General features: G+C 39.0%; 20 protein-coding genes. 19 read left to right on the top strand and 1 reads right to left on the bottom strand.

Annotated elements, in window-relative coordinates; translation table 11 throughout:
• Nucleotides 1–36: 36 nt before the first annotated feature.
• Together FLJC2902T_RS02220 and FLJC2902T_RS02215 are read left to right on the top strand one after the other, a co-directional pair.
• A complete protein-coding gene (locus FLJC2902T_RS02220; RefSeq protein WP_023578160.1) occupies nucleotides 37–642 on the top strand; it encodes a DUF4254 domain-containing protein in 606 nt (201 codons plus the stop codon).
• 11 nt (nucleotides 643–653) lie between these two features.
• Entirely contained in the window at nucleotides 654–1,688 is a 1,035-nt protein-coding gene (locus FLJC2902T_RS02215; protein ID WP_051364228.1) for a glycosyltransferase family 9 protein, read from the top strand.
• A 15-nt stretch (nucleotides 1,689–1,703) separates the two neighbouring features.
• On the opposite strand, the gene FLJC2902T_RS02210 is transcribed toward FLJC2902T_RS02215, so the two are convergent.
• Complete coding sequence (locus FLJC2902T_RS02210) at nucleotides 1,704–2,756, bottom strand: ferredoxin--NADP reductase (RefSeq protein ID WP_035676721.1); 1,053 nt, start codon at nucleotides 2,754–2,756, stop codon at nucleotides 1,704–1,706.
• 123 nt (nucleotides 2,757–2,879) lie between these two features.
• Between FLJC2902T_RS02210 and FLJC2902T_RS02205 the strand changes: the two genes are divergently transcribed.
• The 17 genes from FLJC2902T_RS02205 to FLJC2902T_RS02125 all read left to right on the top strand — a co-directional run bounded on the left by FLJC2902T_RS02205 (nucleotide 2,880) and on the right by FLJC2902T_RS02125 (nucleotide 16,755).
• Nucleotides 2,880–3,215, top strand: a complete 336-nt coding sequence (locus FLJC2902T_RS02205; RefSeq protein WP_035676719.1) for a PadR family transcriptional regulator — start codon at nucleotides 2,880–2,882, stop codon at nucleotides 3,213–3,215.
• A gap of 1 nt (nucleotide 3,216) precedes the next feature.
• The gene (locus FLJC2902T_RS02200) at nucleotides 3,217–3,846 is read left to right on the top strand and encodes a hypothetical protein (RefSeq protein WP_023578156.1); all 630 of its coding nucleotides are present in this window, start codon (nucleotides 3,217–3,219) and stop codon (nucleotides 3,844–3,846) included.
• Nucleotides 3,843–4,532, top strand: a complete 690-nt coding sequence (locus FLJC2902T_RS02195; protein WP_035676717.1) for a hypothetical protein — start codon at nucleotides 3,843–3,845, stop codon at nucleotides 4,530–4,532. Before FLJC2902T_RS02200 ends, FLJC2902T_RS02195 begins: the two co-directional genes overlap by 4 nt.
• A gap of 60 nt (nucleotides 4,533–4,592) precedes the next feature.
• Entirely contained in the window at nucleotides 4,593–6,062 is a 1,470-nt protein-coding gene (locus tag FLJC2902T_RS02190) for a DUF5687 family protein (protein ID WP_035676715.1), read from the top strand.
• Between the two features lie 12 nt (nucleotides 6,063–6,074).
• Nucleotides 6,075–6,770 carry an ABC transporter ATP-binding protein gene (locus tag FLJC2902T_RS02185; protein WP_023578153.1) on the top strand — a complete coding sequence of 232 codons (696 nt, stop codon included), beginning with the start codon at nucleotides 6,075–6,077 and terminating at the stop codon, nucleotides 6,768–6,770.
• Nucleotides 6,771–6,918: 148 nt separating this feature from the next.
• Nucleotides 6,919–9,606: a type IX secretion system periplasmic lipoprotein PorW/SprE gene (gene porW / locus FLJC2902T_RS02180; RefSeq protein WP_023578152.1), complete on the top strand. Its 2,688-nt coding sequence runs from the start codon at nucleotides 6,919–6,921 to the stop codon at nucleotides 9,604–9,606.
• A 3-nt stretch (nucleotides 9,607–9,609) separates the two neighbouring features.
• Nucleotides 9,610–9,978, top strand: a complete 369-nt coding sequence (locus tag FLJC2902T_RS02175; protein WP_023578151.1) for a bactofilin family protein — start codon at nucleotides 9,610–9,612, stop codon at nucleotides 9,976–9,978.
• A gap of 44 nt (nucleotides 9,979–10,022) precedes the next feature.
• Nucleotides 10,023–10,208 carry an AtpZ/AtpI family protein gene (locus FLJC2902T_RS02170; RefSeq protein WP_245594735.1) on the top strand — a complete coding sequence of 62 codons (186 nt, stop codon included), beginning with the start codon at nucleotides 10,023–10,025 and terminating at the stop codon, nucleotides 10,206–10,208.
• An 11-nt stretch (nucleotides 10,209–10,219) separates the two neighbouring features.
• Nucleotides 10,220–10,606, top strand: a complete 387-nt coding sequence (locus tag FLJC2902T_RS02165) for a hypothetical protein (RefSeq protein WP_023578149.1) — start codon at nucleotides 10,220–10,222, stop codon at nucleotides 10,604–10,606.
• Between the two features lie 134 nt (nucleotides 10,607–10,740).
• Nucleotides 10,741–11,886: a F0F1 ATP synthase subunit A gene (atpB, locus tag FLJC2902T_RS02160; RefSeq protein ID WP_023578148.1), complete on the top strand. Its 1,146-nt coding sequence runs from the start codon at nucleotides 10,741–10,743 to the stop codon at nucleotides 11,884–11,886.
• Between the two features lie 41 nt (nucleotides 11,887–11,927).
• On the top strand, nucleotides 11,928–12,128 hold the full coding sequence (gene atpE / locus FLJC2902T_RS02155) for an ATP synthase F0 subunit C (RefSeq protein WP_023578147.1): 201 nt from the start codon (nucleotides 11,928–11,930) through the stop codon (nucleotides 12,126–12,128).
• Between the two features lie 74 nt (nucleotides 12,129–12,202).
• Nucleotides 12,203–12,694, top strand: a complete 492-nt coding sequence (locus FLJC2902T_RS02150; protein WP_023578146.1) for a F0F1 ATP synthase subunit B — start codon at nucleotides 12,203–12,205, stop codon at nucleotides 12,692–12,694.
• A gap of 6 nt (nucleotides 12,695–12,700) precedes the next feature.
• Complete coding sequence (gene atpH, locus FLJC2902T_RS02145; protein WP_023578145.1) at nucleotides 12,701–13,228, top strand: ATP synthase F1 subunit delta; 528 nt, start codon at nucleotides 12,701–12,703, stop codon at nucleotides 13,226–13,228.
• A 38-nt stretch (nucleotides 13,229–13,266) separates the two neighbouring features.
• Nucleotides 13,267–14,841 carry a F0F1 ATP synthase subunit alpha gene (gene atpA / locus FLJC2902T_RS02140; protein WP_023578144.1) on the top strand — a complete coding sequence of 525 codons (1,575 nt, stop codon included), beginning with the start codon at nucleotides 13,267–13,269 and terminating at the stop codon, nucleotides 14,839–14,841.
• A 74-nt stretch (nucleotides 14,842–14,915) separates the two neighbouring features.
• A complete protein-coding gene (gene atpG, locus FLJC2902T_RS02135) occupies nucleotides 14,916–15,776 on the top strand; it encodes an ATP synthase F1 subunit gamma (RefSeq protein ID WP_023578143.1) in 861 nt (286 codons plus the stop codon).
• 118 nt (nucleotides 15,777–15,894) lie between these two features.
• Nucleotides 15,895–16,299 carry a GNAT family N-acetyltransferase gene (locus FLJC2902T_RS02130; protein WP_051364227.1) on the top strand — a complete coding sequence of 135 codons (405 nt, stop codon included), beginning with the start codon at nucleotides 15,895–15,897 and terminating at the stop codon, nucleotides 16,297–16,299.
• 9 nt (nucleotides 16,300–16,308) lie between these two features.
• Nucleotides 16,309–16,755, top strand: coding sequence for a hypothetical protein (locus FLJC2902T_RS02125; RefSeq protein WP_023578141.1), 447 nt, complete (start codon nucleotides 16,309–16,311; stop codon nucleotides 16,753–16,755).
• The last annotated feature ends 20 nt before the right edge of the window (nucleotides 16,756–16,775 follow it).

The raw sequence follows: 16,775 nt of genomic DNA, 5'->3' as shown, positions 1-16,775 counted from the left end.
GTATAAAAACTATCTTTGCAAATAAAATTAAGAGCTATGTTTGCTGAATTTGCATTTCCTATTTTTGGGCAGAGCATCAAAGATTATCATATCATTGACGATGTTTACCAACCAACGTTGAACCCGTATGAAAAAGGGTCTATCGAATATTTGTTATATGCTAAAAACTGGGTAGATACCGTGCAATGGCATTATGAAGACATTGTTCGTGATCCCAATATTGATCCGGTAGCGGCATTGGATCTGAAACGTAAAATCGATGCGTCCAATCAGGTTCGTACCGATATGGTGGAATACATCGACAGTTATTTTCTTCAGAAATACAAAGATGTTCAGGTAAAACCTACTGCAAAAATCAACACCGAAAGTCCGGCATGGGCTATCGATCGTTTGTCGATTTTAGCTTTGAAAATTTACCACATGAGCGAAGAGGCCAACCGTGCAGAAGCCACTGAGGAGCACCGTGCCAAATGTCAGGAGAAACTAAATGTATTGTTGGATCAGAAAAACGATATGTTTACGTCCATCAGTCAATTGATTGAAGACATCGAAAACGGAGACAAATACATGAAAGTGTACAAACAAATGAAGATGTACAACGACGAGGAATTGAATCCGGTACTGTATCAGAATAAAAAATAGTCATCGTATTGGTGTCTAAAAAACAACATATTGCTGTAATAAGGCTCTCGGCCATGGGTGACGTCGCAATGACGGTTCCTGTACTGAGAGCCTTAGTTTTGCAGTATCCTGACGTGGAAGTGACCGTGGTTTCCCGTCCTTTTTTCAAACCTTTTTTTGATGGCATTCCGAATGTGAATTTTTTTCCGGTCGATCTGAACAAACGCCATAAAGGATTCCCTGGTTTACTCCGATTGTATTCCGATTTGAGAAAACTGAATGTTGACAAAATAGCCGATTTGCATAACGTATTGCGCTCCAAAGTCGTTCGGAACCTGTTCGCGATGAGCGGAAAAAAGGTAGCCGCCACCGATAAAGGCCGATCCGATAAAAAAGCGCTCACGCGTTCCGTAAATAAAATTTTTGCTCCGGTCAAGCCGATGACGGAAAGACATGCAGAGACCTTCGCACAATTGGGATTTCCTCTGAATTTGTCCCAGCCGAAGTATCCCAAAAAAGCGATTTTATCGAATGAAATCATTTCAATTACCGGAAATAAAGACGAAAAATGGATCGGAATTGCGCCTTTTGCTCAGTACGAAGGCAAGGTGTATCCCATCGATCTGATGCAAAAGGTAATTGACGGTCTGGCTAGCGAAGCCAATCTGAAAACATTTTTATTTGGAGGCGGTGAAAAAGAAATACAACGGCTTAATCAACTGAAAAATAATCATTCCAACGTATCTGTTTTAGCCGGAAAACTGAAATTCAAACAGGAGCTGGAAGTCATTTCCAATTTAGACCTGATGCTTTCCATGGATTCCGGAAACGCACATATTGCCGCCATGCTGGGGGTGAAAGTGATTACGCTTTGGGGCGCGACGCATCCTTATGCGGGATTCCAGCCGTTCGGTCAACCCGACGATTTTTGTCTTACCGCGAACAGGGAGCAGTATCCGCTGTTACCAACATCCGTTTACGGAAATAAAAAAGTGGAAGGCTATGAAGACGCCATGCGGACCATTCTGCCCAATACCGTAATTGATAAAATAAAAAAGGAGCTTTAAAAAGCTCCTTTTGTTTTATACGTCGTCGAAATCGATGTAAATTTCTGGTGTGGTCGGATGGGCCTGACAGGTCAGGATCAGTCCTTCTTCAATTTCTGCATCAGACAGAATCGAATTCTTTTTCATTTCTGCCGCGCCTTTTGTGATTCGGGCTAAACAGCTACTGCAGATGCCACCCTGACAAGAGTAAGGGGCGTCAATTCCCTGTTTTAATGCAGCTTCCAAAAGGGTTTGCTTCTGTGCCATTTCGAAGGTCGTTTCTTCGTCATCCACCATAACGGTAATCTTGGTGTGCCCTCCTAAAGTGTTTTCAATTTTGGTTTCGGTTGTAGAAGTGGTAAACAACTCAAATTTAATGTCTTTCTCCGGAACATTGTGTTCCTTCAAGGTGTTGCTTACATTGGCAATCATGTCTTCGGGTCCGCATAAATAGAATTTCGAAAAATCTTTTTCGGCGTGTTTGTTTTTGATTACAAAATTCACCACCGACTTGTCAACCCTTCCGAATAAAGCATCATCAACATTCGCTTTAGTGTATACAAACTGAACAAAGAATCGGCCCACATGTTTTAACTGCAAATCATGAAGCTCATCGTGAAAAATGGTCTGCTCCGGATTTTTGTTACCGTAAGTCAGCACAAACGTACTTTTCGGTTCGTTTTCCAAAACCGATTTTATGATGGACATAATCGGCGTGATTCCGCTCCCAGCCGCAAACGCCGCATAATTCTTTTGGGCATCGGCTTTCGGTTCAAAGGTGAATTTTCCTTCCGGAAAACCGACTTCGATTAAATCACCTTGTTTTAAAATGGTATTGGCAAATTGTGAAAAAACGCCATCTTCCACCGCTTTAACGGTAACGCATAACTCGCCACTGTTCGGAGAGGAGCATATCGAATAAGCTCTTCGGATTTCTTTTCCGTCCAACGTTAGTTTTAAAGTAACATACTGGCCGGCTATAAAGGTATAGTTTGGTTTTAATTCTTCTGGTACATTGAAGCATACCGAGACCGCACTTGGCGTTTCCCGACGTACTTCTTTTATAGTTAGTTTATAAAATGTCGACATGGTATAGTTTGTTTAAGTAGCAAAAATAACTATTCTATTTTTTTTAAATATGATAAAAATCAGAAATTAATACCCAAGTCTTTTATATATAAGAAACTTATGTATATTTGTGAAAAGGATTTTATGAAAAGTTCACAATTGTATAAAGGCAGCCTGAATACCATCATCATGAAACTGTTGGAGGAAAACGGACGCATGTACGGCTATGAGATTACGAAGAAAGTGAAGGAAATCACCAAAGGGGAACTAAAGATAACAGAAGGCGCGTTGTATCCCGCACTTCATAAACTGGAAGCCGAAGGTTTTCTCGAGGTCGAGGTGGAGAAAGTAGACAACCGGCTTCGAAAATATTACAAACTTACCGAAAGCGGCACAACAGAAACCGTGAACCGGTTGTCGGAACTGGAAGAGTTTATCCGAAACATGCAGACCTTGGTGAATCCTAAATTGAGTTATTAAGATGAAATTAGAAAAAGAAGACATTTCGTTTATTGACAACTATTTAAAAAAGGAAGGTATAACCTATTCGGATATCCGTTATGAGATGGTGGACCATATCGCTTCCGCCGTTGAGGAAAAGATGGAAGTGCAACAAGCAAGTTTTTATTATGCTTTCAAAGCGTATATGGCTGCGAATAAAAGTGAGATAATCAAGAATAACAGAAAATATATTCTACTTGCCGGTTATAAGGCTTTATCTGTTTTGTTTAAAAATTTCATAAATCCGGTTTTCATATTTTTAATAAGCTTATTCTTTTTGTTGTTTTACAGTCTAGCAGCTGTTTTTCCTGATTTTGATTACCAGAGCACTTTTCAGATTTCACATTTTATAGTGACGATCTTATTGGGAGGAACTTTTCTGTACAAACAATTTTCAGGAAAAGAGCGGTTTTCCGTGGCGGATAAAATGCTGGGGTTCTATTGTTTTCTGAATTATCTTCCGAATTCATTATTTAGAGTTCAAGATAAAATAGCATCACTTAATTTGCTTTTTATTTATTATTCGGTAACGCTCAGTTTTTCAATTGTGGTCTATTTGTCTTATCGGGAGATAACAAAAAGTTATAAAAACCAATATCAATTGCAATGAAACTAACTTCCGACCAAATAGAACGCCTTTACCAATTCACCCGCCAGCATTACGTGGAATATTACGATTTGCAGACCGAACTGACAGATCATCTGGCCAACGGTATTGAAGCGCTATGGAATGAAAATCCGAAATTATCTTTCGAGGAAGCGCTTCAGATCGAATTCAAAAAGTTCGGCATTTTCGGATTTATGAATGTGGTAGAGGAAAGACAGATAGCACTGACCAAAAAATACAACGGTCTGGTCTGGCAGCATTTTAAAGATTTTTTTAAACTGCCGCAAATTTTAGGAACACTAAGTGCAATATTGGTAATATATCGGATTTTGACCTTTTTGGCAGATGTTTATATGATATTCATGATTCTTTTTGCGGTCATTATGATTTTCTTTTTTGGAGGATTGATTGTTATGCGAATTAAAAACAATCGATTGAATAAGCAATCTGGTAAAAAATGGCTTTTTCAAGAAATTATCTTCAGTTATGGAAGGTTCGCCGGTTTTAGTTACTTACCTATGCAATTGTTCATTCACCTTGAAGGAATATCAAAAACAAATTATGGAATCATATTTATTAGTGTGGTTTTAGTTCTCATGATTTTATTGGACTATATCTTGTTGATTCGAATTCCTAAAAAATCCGAAGAATACCTTACTGCCACTTATCCGGAATATAAATTAATGTAAGAAGTGTAACAGTTTTACTTTTTTTGCAACTAACTTCTTACAACAAGTAATTGCATTTATATGTTTAAACGTTTTATTACACTGGAATGGAAATCGTTTTTAAGATCGGCTTCGCTTTCCACTAACTTGGTCCTTAAAATTCTGATGATTTTAGGAGGCATCTATTTCGGCGCCTGCTTTTTGGTTCTCGGTGCAGCATCCTATTATCTGATTGCAGATTATGGGCTGCAACCGCTGGAAACCATAAACAAATACCTGATTTACTACTTCTTTTTCGATCTGGCAATTCGTTTTTTCCTGCAGAAAACTCCGGTTATGAATATCAAACCGCTGCTGTACATTAATATAAAAAGAAAAAGCATCGTGAATTTTGCGTTGGGAAAAACCATGCTGTCGTTTTTTAACGTCATACATATTTTCTTTTTTATTCCGTTTTCGATCGTTCTTTTAAGGGAAGGGTTTGATGTGGCAGGTGTACTTTGCTGGTTTACGGCCATGTTCGCGATCATCTTCTTTACTAATTTCCTGAATATCCTAATCGACAAAAAAGAGGTGGTGTTTTATGCAGTGGCTGCAATTTTTGTGACTTTGGGAGGTTTGCAGTATTTCAACCTGTTTGATATTACGCAGTACACAGGTGCGTTTTTTCAGATGATTTTTCAAACGAAGTGGATGGCGTTGTTACCGGTATTGCTTTTCTGCGCTTTGTATATTGTAACCTTCCGGTTCTTTAGAAAAAATCTTTATTTGGATGAAGGTCTTTCCGTAAAACAAACCATCGCCAAAACCGAAGACCTAACCTGGCTGAATCAGTTCGGGACGTTAGGCACTTTTCTGAAAAACGACATTAAGCTCTTAAAAAGAAACAAGCGTTCCAGAACAACCGTTTTCATGAGTGTGCTTTTCATTTTTTATGGTTTGCTGTTTTTTACTAACAGTATTGAGGCTTATCAAAACCCGGTCATGCAGGTTTTCGCAGGGGTTTTTGTTTCCGGAGGTTTCCTTTTTACCTTCGGACAGTTTGTGCCGAGTTGGGACAGTTCTTATTATCCGTTACTGATGAGTCAGAACATCCAATACAAAGAATACCTGAATTCCAAATGGTGGCTGATGGTAATAGCAACGGTTGTTTCCACAATTTTGGCTTCCTTCTATTTGTATTTCGGTTGGGAAATTTACCTTTTAATTGTGGTGGGTGCCATCTATAATATTGGAGTAAATGCGCATTTGGTACTGTTGGGAGGCGCCTATGTTAAAACCCCGATCGATTTGTCTTCGTCCAAAGGCGCTTTTGGAAACAAGCAGGCATTCAACGTGAAGACGATGTTAATTTCCATTCCGAAATTAGTGGTACCGATGCTGTTGTATGGGCTTGGGAAGTTCTTTTTCGGTTTCGAAATCGGCTTATTGCTTGTAGCAGTGGCAGGAATAATCGGCTTTGCGTTTAGAAACAAGATGTTCCGCATCATCGAGAATGTGTACAAAAAGGAAAAATACAAAACCATTGCCGCATATAATCAGAAAGACTAATACAGAAAAATCATGATACAAGTAACGAATTTATCAAAAACATATAACGGGGTAACCGTATTGAACATTGAAAACCTTGAAATTAAGAAGGGTGAAAGTTTTGGCCTGGTGGGTAACAACGGTGCCGGGAAAACCACCTTTTTCAGTTTGTTGCTGGATTTAATTCAGCCGTCCAGCGGAAAAATTTCAAGCAATGGAATCCAGATCAACACCAGTGAAGACTGGAAACCGTTTACCGCCGCTTTCTTGGATGAAAGTTTCCTTATCGGTTATTTGACTCCGGAGGAATATTTTTATTTCATCGGCGAATTGCGCGGTCAGAACAAAGCGGATGTAGATGCTTTATTGGCCAAGCACGAAGATTTTTTTAACGGTGAAATCCTTAAAAATAAAAAATACCTACGCGATTTGTCCAAAGGGAACATGAAAAAAGTGGGGATTATTGCGGCTTTAATCGGTAACCCGGAAGTAATTATTCTGGATGAACCCTTTGCCAATCTGGATCCGACCACACAAATCCGTTTAAAGAAGATTATTAAAGAACTGGCCGACACTCCGGAAGTGACCATTCTGGTTTCCAGCCACGATTTACAACATACCGTAGAGGTTTCCGACCGAATCGTAACCCTTGAAAAGGGAAAAATTGTGAAGGACATCCAGACCTCAGGGGAAACTCTGAAAGAGCTGGAAGCCTTTTTTGCAATATAAGCTTAAATCCTCTGAGAAATCAGGGGATTTTTTTTCCGATAAGCTGATTTTTCCCTTCAAATTTCCCATATATTAAAAAGAAACGTATTTTTACCCGTAGTTATACTAAAAAAAGTTTTTAAAAGTTAAAGGAATAAAACGTTTTGCCTTGAAAAACACACGATTAAAATACCTGTTTGCGGTTGCATTTCTGGTGCTGTTAATAGCCTGTTCAACAAAAAAGAACACATGGCTCAGTCGGAATTCACACGCTGTTTCAGCCGAATACAACATTTTATATAACGGCCAGATGGCTTTTGATAAAGGGGTGGAAGATTTGAAAAACACTTATAAGGACAATTTTTGGGATATCCTCCCGGTAGAACGTATGCAGGAACAGACAGAGGCGATACTTCCCGGACAAACCAAAAATCCCAACTTCGAAAGAGCTGAAACAAAAGCAATTAAGGCTATTCAGAAACATTCCATGAATATCGACGGAGGGGAAAAGAATCCGCAAATGGATGAAGCGCACCTGCTCTTAGGGAAAGCCCGTTATTACGACAATCGTTTTCTTCCGGCACTGGAAGCGTTCAACTATATATTGTATAAGTACTCCGACAGCGATAAGATTTATGAAGCCAAAATCTGGAGAGAGAAAACAAACATTCGTCTTGAAAACGATGCACAGGCAATAAAAAATTTAAAACTGCTTCTTAAGGGGAATGACCGAAAATTGGACGGCCAGATCCATGCCGATGCAAGTGCGATTTTAGCACAGGCCTATCTGAATACAGGCGTTAAGGATACGGCCATTGCGAAACTGAAAGTCGCCCGCGAACTGACCAAACACAAAGAGGAAAAAGCGCGTTACAATTTCATTTTGGGACAATTGTATGAAAGCCAGAATTATCCTGACAGTGCCTATGCTGCCTTTCAGGAGGTAATCGATATGAAACGGAAGTCGCCGAGACGCTACGTAATCTGGGCACATGCCAAACAGGCGCAACAGTTTGATTACAAAAAAGGAGATACGCTCGCGTTTTCGGAAAAATACGATGATTTACTGAAAGACCGTGAAAACCGCCCTTATTTGGATGTAGTCCACTATCAAAAGGGATTATTTTATGATAAGCTGGGTAAAAATAAAGACGCTAAAAAACAGTACAACAAATCGCTGAGGGCTGTTTCTCAGGATAATTACTTGGTAGCTTCGACCTACCGTAATCTTGCCGCCATTTATTTTGAAGAGTCGAAATACAGAACGGCCGGTCAGTATTATGACAGTACGTTGCTTCGTCTGGATGTGAAATCGAGAGAATATTACAGCGTTAAGAAGAAGCGTGAAAATCTGGCCGATGTAATAAAGTATGAAGATATAATTCAAATCAACGACAGCATTCTCAATGTGGTGGCAATGAGTGAAAACGACAGAAGAAATTTCTATCAGGCCCACATTACCAAGCTGAAGATTGAGGATGAACGAAAAGCACTGGAAGCAGCCAAAAAGGAGAAAGAAGCCCAAGAGCAAAAAGGCGGGGATCCCCAAAGCATGACTCAGGGTGGCAATCAGCCTCTGTCAACAAAAGACGGGAAGAAGGCAATGGTAACCGATGAACCTTTAAGTATGCTGCCGCCAACGATGCAGCCTCCAACTACGCAACCACCCGTACAGCCACGCGGAGGTCTGGAAAATCAATCGAGTTTCTATTTCTATAATCCCACCACGGTGGCTTACGGAAAAAATGAATTCCGAAAAAGATGGGGTAGCCGTACTTTAAAGGATAATTGGCGCTGGTCTTCAGCAGAAGAATCGGCTGATATTAAAGAAGAAGATATTGTGCCGACAGAAGAAGTGGTTAAAGTAGATGAAAGTCCGGTAACGGAAATGGAAAAACCGGAATATTCCGTAGATTTTTATACCAATCAACTGCCTACCGATCAGAAAATATTAGACAGTTTGGCCAGAGACCGGAATTTTGCCTATTTCCAGTTGGGGAATATTTACAAAGAAAAATTCAAGGAATACGAATTGGCCGCATCCAGACTGGAAACGCTGCTGACCAAGAATCCGGAAGAGCGACTGGTGTTGCCTGCAAAATACAATCTGTATAAAATATACGAACTTATCAATCCGTCGAAAGCGGAAATGATGAAAAATGAAATCATAGCGCAATATCCGAACAGCCATTATGCGAAGATTTTATCCAATACCGCCGTGGATCTGATAACAGATGCTCCGGAGGTGGCTTACGGCAATCTGTATAAAGACTATGAGAAAGGACTGTATCAGGAAACTTTGGTGCAGACCGAACGTATGATTCAGAATTTCGCCGGAGATCCGATGGCGTCAAAATTTGAATTGTTGCGTGCCAGAATCATTGCCCGATTGGAAGGTTTGGAACAATACAAAAAAGAATTGACAACCATCGCCAAAAATTATCCTACTATTGATGAAGGTAAAGAAGCGGATGCCTTGCTTAAAAACGATATTCCGAAGTTAGAGCAACTGCAATTGGGTAAAGAAACACCGGTGAGCTGGAAAATAGTTTTTCAGATTCCGTATCCGAATGTTGGTGATGCAAAAGTTAAGGCATTAACGGATAAACTGGAGAAATTCATCAAAGACAGGGACAGCAAAAAAATCTTTTTATCCAATGATGTCTATCTGGCGGATAAGAGTTTTGTCGTAATTCACGGTTTCGCAAGTAAAGAAGGAGCGGAGTCAACCATTTCGGTGTTGAAGGATTTCAAAGGATATAAAGTTAAGGAAGATGCTTTCGTGATTTCGAATGAAGATTATAAAGTGATTCAGATCAAGAAGAATCTGCCCGAATACCTGACAGCAATTAAATAGTTTATGTTCGATAAGCCACAAAAATCATACACGGATTTGTTGGGTAAAACCAACCGGATAGTTGAAGGGACAACCATTGAAGGAACCATTGTCTCTCAAGCCGATTTTCGTTTGGACGGACATCTGAAAGGGAACTTTACCTCGTCCGGTCGTTTGGTTATCGGTCCGGCCGGAAGTGTTACGGGAGACGTGATTTGTAAAACGGCGGATATCGAAGGGAAATTCAACGGAAAAATCGACGTTACCGATATTTTAAATGTTCGTTCGAAAGCTTCTATAAAAGGAGAGGCTGTTGTAGGGAAACTGTCTGTAGAACCTGGCGCCGATTTCAGTGCATCCTGTGTGATGCGGAATGCCGGTAAAAATCAGTAATTTATATGGAAGAGCCCAAAAAAAAACAACCGAATAATAAATGGATGGCACTGATCAATATTCCGTTTCAGATGGGTGTGATTATTGCTGCCGGGGTTTTTTTTGGCAGTTGGCTGGATGATAAATTTAGCGACAAAGGTTCTCTTTTTACAATTATATTTTCACTCTTAGCTGTGTTTTTAGCACTTTATAATGTGATCTTGCAAGTAAAAAAATTAAACAAAGAATAATTTATCCCATAATGAAAGAAAAAATAATACCTTTTTTAAAACAATTTCTTCCTTTTTCTGTTTTGTTGTTCTTTGCTCAAAAAATTCTTGTTGAAACTTATTTTACCGGGATTACTTTCTATTATGAAACACTGAGTATTTATCTGTTTCATTTTATATGCACACTATTGTTTTTTTTCTTTTTGGTGTTTGTAAATCAGACCTTTTTCGATAAAACCGGGTATGCCTTTTTAGCCACCGGAATTTTAAAAATGATGGCGTCGGTTGTTTTTCTGCTGCCTTTGATTCAATCGGATCTGGACGACAAAAAACCGGATGTCATTGCTTTTTTTATTCCTTTTTTCCTTTTTTTATTATTTGAAACTATTCACTCCGTAAGGCTTTTAGGTCAGAAATAAATATTTAATTCAAAGATTTCAAGAGAATTAGCCACGCTTTTTAAAATTTGTGATTTTATATTTTTGTTTATTAATTTAAAATGTACCTTTGCACAAAATTTATAGACCGTAAAAATTAAGATATTTAATAAGGTATGGCGATTTCAAAAAAACCTGTTAGTTTTATTGTAGCAACTTTTGTAGGACTTGTTTCTTCAATTGCTTTGGCGAACCCAACAACTGATTCAGTTCAAGTAAAAACAGAAGTAGCACATGAAGAGCATCATACAGCTGCTCCAGCAGCTCATGGTGAGGGAAAAGAGTTTAGTGCTACGGAATTAATCAATTCGCATATTGGTGATGCACACGATTTTCACATTGCAGATTGGGATGGTCATCCAATATCGCTTGCCCTTCCTATTATTTTATGGACTGATAATGGTTTGAAAGTTTTTTCTTCAGCAGAATTTCACCATGACAATACAGGTCATCACGTAGTATCGGTTGACGGAGAGAGTTTCGTTCGCTATAATGAAGTGGTTTATTATGCGGATAAGTTTGCAGAGATAAAAGACTTTGGTATGATTCCTTTAGACTTTGATGTTCGTCCATTGAATTTTTCTATTACGAAAAATGTTTTCTCAATGTTGTTGTCTGTAATCGTATTGTTGTTATTGTTTACAGCTATGGCGCGTTCTTATAAAAAGAATGACAAAGCGCCGAAAGGATTGGCCGGATTCTTGGAGCCATTGGTACTTTTCGTAAGAGACGAAATTGCAATCCCGAACATCGGTCATAAGAAATACGCTAAATACATGCCGTATTTGTTAACGATATTTTTCTTTATCTGGATTAACAACTTGATTGGTTTGATTCCTTTCTTCCCGTTCAGTTCAAATTTAACGGGTAATATTTACTTTACCTTTGTAATGGCTTTCATTACCTTTATGATTACTACAGCCAGTGCCAATAAAGCATACTGGGGTCATATTTTCGCGCCACCTGTGCCGAAAGCATTGTACCCGATTATGTGGCCGGTGGAAATTATCGGTATGTTTACAAAGCCCTTCGCTTTAATGATTCGTTTATTCGCGAACATTACTGCAGGTCACATTATTATTTTGAGTTTAATTTCGTTGATTTACATATTTAAGTCGGTTGCAATAGCACCGGTTTCCGGAGCATTCGTTTTGTTTATGAGTGTGTTGGAGATGTTGGTTGCTGCGTTGCAGGCTTATGTTTTCACATTGTTGTCAGCGTTGTTTATTGGTCAGGCTGTAGAAGAGCACGATCATCATTAATAGCGAGTTTTATTAATTATTAACTATATAAATTTATTCTTATGGTATTAGCTGGAATCGGTGCTGGATTAGCTGTAATTGGTGCAGGAATCGGTATTGGAAAAATTGGTGGATCTGCTATGGACGCTATGGCAAGACAACCAGAAGCTGCTGGAAAAATTCAAACTGCAATGATTATTGCTGCTGCTCTTATCGAGGGTGTTGCTTTATTCGCTGTTGTAGTAGCATTAATTGCTAAGTAATTTAAGATAAAAGTTTCGCAACGGTTGGTTGCGAAACTTTTTAAAAGTAAAACACAATTTAATTATATAAGAATATGAACTTCACTTCACCGGAAAGTTTAATTTTTTGGACAACCTTAATCTTCTTGGTTTTCTTTTTGCTAATGAAAAAATTAGCTTGGAAACCAATCTTAGGCGCTGTTAAAAGCAGAGAGGAATCTATTAATAATGCCTTGGCTTCTGCAGAAATTGCCAAAAAAGAGCTATTAAACCTTAAAGCTGATAATCAAAGATTATTGGACGAGGCGCGTGCGGAAAGAGATACAATGCTTAAGGAAGCCCGTGAAATAAAAGAAAAAATAATTGCAGATGCAAAATCAGAAGCACAGATACAAGGTGCTAAAATGATTGATCAGGCAAAAGCGTCTATCGAAAGCGAGAAAAATGCCGCTTTGGCTGAATTGAAAAGCCAGGTATCTGATCTTTCAGTGGAAATTGCTGAAAAATTATTAAAAGCTGAACTTTCTAACAAAGCGTCTCAAACAGCATTGGTTGAGAAAATGTTAGACGAAGTAAAATTAAATTAATCGTATATGTCAAGAGCAGCGATTAGATATGCAAAAGCAATTTTAGATATTGCGAACGCCAACGGGAAAGCGACAAACGTAAACGAAGATATGAAATCTATCGTAGCGGCTGTGGCGGAAAGCGTTGAGTTGAAAGAATTTTTATCGAACCCGACAGTTAAGGGAGATGTAAAAGTTGCCGCATTATCCGAAGTATTTGCTTCCGTGCAACAGGAAACCAAAAGTTTGTTCCGATTGTTATTAGAAAACAAAAGATTTGAGATTTTACCTGCCGTAGCGTCTCAGTACAATCTGTTGTTTGACGAATTAAGCGGTGTGGAAGTGGCAAAAGTGACAACAGCTTTTCCTATCACTCCGGAATTGGAAGTAAAAGTATTGGCGAAAATCAAAGAATTTTCCAATAAATCCGTAACCATCACGAATATCGTGGATGAGTCCATCATCGGAGGATTTATTTTAAGAATCGGCGACAAACAGTACAATGCGTCTGTGGCAAACAGTTTGCAAACATTAAAAAGAGAACTTTTAAATTAGTATTTACCACACCGAAAGGTGTTTAAATTATAAACAGAATGGCAGAAATTAAAGCTGCTGAAATTTCAGCAATATTAAAGAAACAATTATCTGGTTTTGAATCAGGTGCTACTTTAGAAGAAGTGGGAACAGTTCTTCAGGTAGGAGACGGTATCGCTCGTGTTTACGGTTTGTCTAATGCACAATACGGTGAGTTAGTACAATTCGAAAACGGGTTGGAAGCTATTGTATTGAATCTTGAGGAAGACAACGTAGGGGTGGTATTATTAGGACCATCAACCGGAATCAGAGAAGGTTCAACTGTGAAAAGAACTCAGCGTATCGCTTCTTTAAAAGTTGGTGAGCAAATGGTAGGTCGTGTTGTGGATACCTTAGGTTTCCCTATCGACGGTAAAGGACCAATCGGTGGTGACCTTTATGAAATGCCATTGGAAAGAAAAGCTCCTGGAGTTATCTTCCGTCAACCGGTAACTGAACCATTACAAACAGGTATCAAATCTATCGATGCGATGATTCCTGTAGGTCGTGGACAACGTGAGTTGGTAATTGGTGACCGTCAAACTGGTAAAACTACAGTATGTATTGATACCATTTTGAATCAAAAAGAATTCTATGATGCTGGTAAACCAGTATTCTGTATATATGTTGCTATTGGACAAAAAGCGTCTACAGTAGCAGGTATCGCAAAAACATTAGAGGAAAAAGGAGCTATGGCTTATACGGTTATCGTTGCAGCTAATGCTTCCGACCCTGCTCCAATGCAGGTATATGCTCCAATGGCAGGTGCTGCTATCGGAGAGTACTTCAGGGATTCTGGTCGTCCTGCTTTAATTATCTATGATGATTTATCAAAACAGGCGGTAGCTTACCGTGAGGTGTCTTTGTTGTTAAGAAGACCACCGGGACGTGAGGCGTATCCTGGAGACGTTTTCTACTTGCACTCTCGTTTGTTAGAAAGAGCTTGTAAAGTAATTGCTGATGACAGCATTGCTAAAAACATGAATGATTTACCTGAAGTGTTAAAACCAATCGTTAAAGGTGGTGGATCGTTAACAGCGTTGCCAATCATTGAAACACAAGCGGGTGACGTTTCTGCTTATATCCCAACAAACGTAATTTCGATTACGGATGGTCAGATTTTCTTGGATGGTGATTTATTCAACTCTGGTGTTCGTCCGGCGATTAACGTAGGTATTTCGGTATCGCGTGTTGGAGGTAATGCACAGATCAAATCGATGAAAAAAGTATCTGGTACTTTGAAATTAGACCAAGCGCAATTCCGTGAATTGGAAGCGTTCGCTAAATTCGGATCGGATTTGGATGCGGTTACTTTAAACGTAATCGAAAAAGGTAAACGTAACGTTGAAATCCTGAAACAAGCGGTAAATACTCCGTTTACAGTGGAAGAGCAGGTTGCTATTATCTACGCAGGAACGAAAAACTTATTAAGAAGCGTACCTGTAAACAAAGTAAAAGAATTCGAAAAAGATTTCTTGGAATACTTAAATGCGAAACACAGAGATACTCTTGATGCATTAAAAGCAGGTAAATTCGATGATAACATCACTGATGTATTAGAGAAAGCTGCAAAAGAAATTTCTGCAAAATATTAATAAAAAGTGATTGGTGATTAGTAGTTAGCAAAATACTGACTACTAATTACTGACTACTAATTACTAAAAGAAGAATGGCAAATTTAAAGGAAATACGTAACAGGATCACTTCCGTTTCGTCCACGATGCAGATTACATCGGCGATGAAAATGGTATCTGCAGCAAAGTTGAAAAAAGCACAAGATGCAATTACAGCGATGCGCCCTTATGCCGAAAAATTAACCGAGTTAATCCAGAATCTTAGTGCTTCATTGGAAGGTGATTTCGCCGGACAATACACTGAGCAGAGAGAGGTTAATAAAGTATTGTTGGTTGTGGTGACATCAAACAGAGGTTTGTGTGGTGCTTTCAATGCTAACATATTGAAACAGGTTAAAAATCTTTCCGAAACTACTTATGCTGGTAAAGAAGTAGGTGTTTTCGCTATCGGTAAAAAAGCACATGATGCTTTGGTGAAAACGAATTTCGTGGTAGCCAACCGCAGTGACATCTTCGATGACTTAACATTTGACAATGCAGCTCATATCGCAGAAAGCCTGACACATTTATTTGTGGATGGAGAATACGATAAAATCGAATTGGTATACAACCAGTTTAAAAATGCCGCTACGCAAATTGTAGTTACAGAGCAATTCTTACCACTGGCGCCAATAGAAAGCAAAGAGGTTAGTACTTCCGATTATATTTTCGAACCGTCAAAAGAGGAAATTGTATTGACTTTAATACCGAAGTCGTTAAAAACACAATTGTACAAAGCAGTGAGAGATTCTTTCGCAGCAGAACACGGCGCACGTATGACCGCAATGCACAAAGCAACGGACAACGCAACCGAATTGAGAAACCAATTGAAATTAACTTACAATAAGGCTCGTCAGGCTGCTATTACCAATGAGATCTTGGAAATCGTTGGTGGAGCGGAAGCGTTGAATAACTAAGATTATTTTCAAAATATATTTTAAGAGCCGACAATTGTTGGCTCTTTTTTTGTTTAAATTTATACGATAATTCAATCGACTCGAAGTGGAAATCAGAGAACTCACTTTATTGGATGAAATGACGGAACAATTGGAATTAATCCGACAGTTGTATCCAAAGATGACCTTGGAGAAATACCAGTCTTTTTTGAAGGAAATGATTCCGCGCAACTATACCCAGATTGCCGTATTCCATAACGGGGAATGCATCGGAATAACAGGCTGTTGGTTTTCGATCAAATTGTGGAGCGGAAAATATCTGGAGATCGATAATTTTGTGGTACACGAAGCCTATCGTTCACAAGGTGTCGGAAAAATGCTGACGGATTTTGTCGAAAAAAAGGCGTTACAATTGGGTTGTACCAACATTGTTCTGGACGCGTTCACAACAAATTTCAAGGCGCATCGTTTTTATTACAATCAGGGCTACGCACCGAAAGGCTTTCACTTTGTGAAAATTTTGGATGAGGAGGGGCTGACTTAAATCACCAATATGAAACACTTTATTTTCCTGATTTCCTTTATGGTCTTTGTTTCCTGTGTGTCACAGAAACAGGTTCCGGAAAAAGTAACTGAATCCATCGATGAGATTTATTTCCAGAAGTGGGTGGCCGGAGTTCGGGGTGGTGGTGCCGGTATTACTTTTTGCGTGAATTTTAAAACTCCGCTTCAAGTGGGAACCGCATTAAACAAAGTCATTTTTAAAGGTAAAGAAGCCGTCTTTACCACACAGGATGGTCTGCACTATATGGCAACTATCATCACAATAAAAGGAGGAAAATCTAGTAGTGATGAGGAAGAAAACAACGAGGTTCTACCGGAAAGCAATGCCGCCAAACTGTATTTTACGGTAAAAGGCCAATCGGCGGTTCACGCACTGGAAAATGTTAAAGAAAAAGAAATGCTTGCCTATCCTTCTATGAACAAAGAAAGATTATAATTACTTTTGCGCATCATCTG

This window comes from Flavobacterium limnosediminis JC2902, assembly GCF_000498535.1.
Taxonomy (GTDB): Bacteria; Bacteroidota; Bacteroidia; order Flavobacteriales; family Flavobacteriaceae; genus Flavobacterium; species Flavobacterium limnosediminis.
This window is presented reverse-complemented; position numbering and strand designations above follow the sequence as displayed.

Excerpts from the sequence above, each read along its gene's own strand:
- FLJC2902T_RS02220 (WP_023578160.1), top strand. The coding sequence starts at position 37 with ATGTTTGCTGAATTTGCATTTCCTATTTTTGGGCAGAGCATCAAAGAT.
- FLJC2902T_RS02210 (WP_035676721.1), bottom strand. The coding sequence starts at position 2,756 with ATGTCGACATTTTATAAACTAACTATAAAAGAAGTACGTCGGGAAACG.
- FLJC2902T_RS02205 (WP_035676719.1), top strand. The coding sequence starts at position 2,880 with ATGAAAAGTTCACAATTGTATAAAGGCAGCCTGAATACCATCATCATG.
- FLJC2902T_RS02200 (WP_023578156.1), top strand. The coding sequence starts at position 3,217 with ATGAAATTAGAAAAAGAAGACATTTCGTTTATTGACAACTATTTAAAA.
- FLJC2902T_RS02195 (WP_035676717.1), top strand. The coding sequence starts at position 3,843 with ATGAAACTAACTTCCGACCAAATAGAACGCCTTTACCAATTCACCCGC.
- FLJC2902T_RS02190 (WP_035676715.1), top strand. The coding sequence starts at position 4,593 with ATGTTTAAACGTTTTATTACACTGGAATGGAAATCGTTTTTAAGATCG.
- FLJC2902T_RS02185 (WP_023578153.1), top strand. The coding sequence starts at position 6,075 with ATGATACAAGTAACGAATTTATCAAAAACATATAACGGGGTAACCGTA.
- FLJC2902T_RS02175 (WP_023578151.1), top strand. The coding sequence starts at position 9,610 with ATGTTCGATAAGCCACAAAAATCATACACGGATTTGTTGGGTAAAACC.
- FLJC2902T_RS02170 (WP_245594735.1), top strand. The coding sequence starts at position 10,023 with ATGGCACTGATCAATATTCCGTTTCAGATGGGTGTGATTATTGCTGCC.
- FLJC2902T_RS02165 (WP_023578149.1), top strand. The coding sequence starts at position 10,220 with ATGAAAGAAAAAATAATACCTTTTTTAAAACAATTTCTTCCTTTTTCT.
- atpB (WP_023578148.1), top strand. The coding sequence starts at position 10,741 with ATGGCGATTTCAAAAAAACCTGTTAGTTTTATTGTAGCAACTTTTGTA.
- atpE (WP_023578147.1), top strand. The coding sequence starts at position 11,928 with ATGGTATTAGCTGGAATCGGTGCTGGATTAGCTGTAATTGGTGCAGGA.
- FLJC2902T_RS02150 (WP_023578146.1), top strand. The coding sequence starts at position 12,203 with ATGAACTTCACTTCACCGGAAAGTTTAATTTTTTGGACAACCTTAATC.
- atpH (WP_023578145.1), top strand. The coding sequence starts at position 12,701 with ATGTCAAGAGCAGCGATTAGATATGCAAAAGCAATTTTAGATATTGCG.
- atpA (WP_023578144.1), top strand. The coding sequence starts at position 13,267 with ATGGCAGAAATTAAAGCTGCTGAAATTTCAGCAATATTAAAGAAACAA.
- atpG (WP_023578143.1), top strand. The coding sequence starts at position 14,916 with ATGGCAAATTTAAAGGAAATACGTAACAGGATCACTTCCGTTTCGTCC.
- FLJC2902T_RS02130 (WP_051364227.1), top strand. The coding sequence starts at position 15,895 with ATGACGGAACAATTGGAATTAATCCGACAGTTGTATCCAAAGATGACC.
- FLJC2902T_RS02125 (WP_023578141.1), top strand. The coding sequence starts at position 16,309 with ATGAAACACTTTATTTTCCTGATTTCCTTTATGGTCTTTGTTTCCTGT.